Below are 1,444 nucleotides of genomic sequence, written 5' to 3' on the forward strand. Positions count from 1 at the left end.
GGCACACTAATATATTCAACCCAACGAAAAAAAGACCTACCGCCACCGACTTTTACGGATAGGGATTTAAAGGAAGGATTACGCAGAAGTTGGACAGCGGAGCAGATAGGGCATTTACTGGTGAAATATGAAAGTGAATGGTATGCTGATGAAGGGTTAAGCAAATGGAACGAAGTTGATGAGCTATTTGAAGAAGAAAAGCAACAACAAAAAGCGCTTATTGAAGCGGGATTAGATAAACTTGGCATCACCGAGCCTTATCAGCGAGATTTTGCCATGAAAAAAGTGGACGAAGCGCACGAACATGTCAAAAGCAACTGGCAACTAGAAAAAGAAGAGCGCATTAACCCGTTATTCTGTATTAAACAATCGATAATAATTCAGAGGATAATAAACCTTGTATGATCGTAATTGTGTAAAAAACACACCATAAATAAGTAGGGCAAAGCTCACGCTAATACGAAAGTAAAAGACAATATTTTTTGTTTAGGTACATTCGAATATTTATATCTTTTTGAATTTAAATTAAAAATTGGTGTTTCTTGGTGGAACGATAGAAATTGGAAAAAGCCTACTTACGACTTATTAAAAATCAATAAGTTAAAAATCTTTAAAAATTTAAAAAATCTGGTAGAATTTGTTGGTCGCTATAACTGTAAATAAAACAGATAGCTACAATTAGAGTGTTCCCTGTATACACAGGGATAAACCGGTGTAACTAATATCTGGTCTTTTTTTTTATTCGTGTTCCCTGTATACACAGGGATAAACCGTTAATGGCTTCCGCTCCGCTTTTAATAATAATGTGTTCCCTGTATACACAGGGATAAACCGGAAAAAATGGTTTTACACGTGGTAATCCACAAGTGTTCCCTGTATACACAGGGAACCCCCTCTTTATCTTAATGCTAAAACCCTAACCCCACTTAATTGATAAAATTTTAAGTGGGCTTAAAAGCAGCAATCTAAAAAAACATGGCTCACTAAACTTATCTTAAATTTCAATAAATTAACTTCAATTAAATATTGCAAATTCTATAAAAACCGTGTAATTTTTATGCCCAATTTTAGTTATCATTATTGATTATTAAAATTACCGATAAAAACAGATAAATATGAAAAAACTAAATAAAAATAAGTAGCAAGGTAGTAAAGGAAAAAAATGGTAAAACATTTAGATAAAATCGTCGAACAAGCAGGACAAGCAGGGAAAGATTTGCTTAGCCAATTAACAAATAAAGTTAGCCATAACCGTTACACACTAACCATTGATGAACTCAGCACTCCTATATCGGTGTTAAACGTCAAAGGCGAAGAGGCCTTAAACCAGCTGTGGCATTACACCATTACTTTTACCAGCGCCAATAAAACCCTATCTACCGATGCTTTTTTAAACCAACCGGCTACTTTCTCATTTAATTCTGTTGTAAGCGATGCGCTCAGT

The 1,444-nt window shown here is 34.6% G+C and carries 2 protein-coding genes; both read left to right on the top strand.

Annotation, left to right across the window (positions count from 1 at the left end; all coding sequences use genetic code 11):
* The coding region (locus A9G34_RS10770; RefSeq protein WP_176701469.1) for a hypothetical protein at nucleotides 1–405 on the top strand (405 nt) is incomplete at its 5' end.
* A gap of 757 nt (nucleotides 406–1,162) precedes the next feature.
* On the top strand, nucleotides 1,163–1,444 hold a 282-nt coding region (locus tag A9G34_RS06280; protein ID WP_176701479.1), incomplete at its 3' end, for a hypothetical protein.

Source organism: Gilliamella sp. Choc4-2 (assembly GCF_001690355.1).
Lineage (GTDB): Bacteria > Pseudomonadota > Gammaproteobacteria > Enterobacterales > Orbaceae > Gilliamella > Gilliamella apicola_A.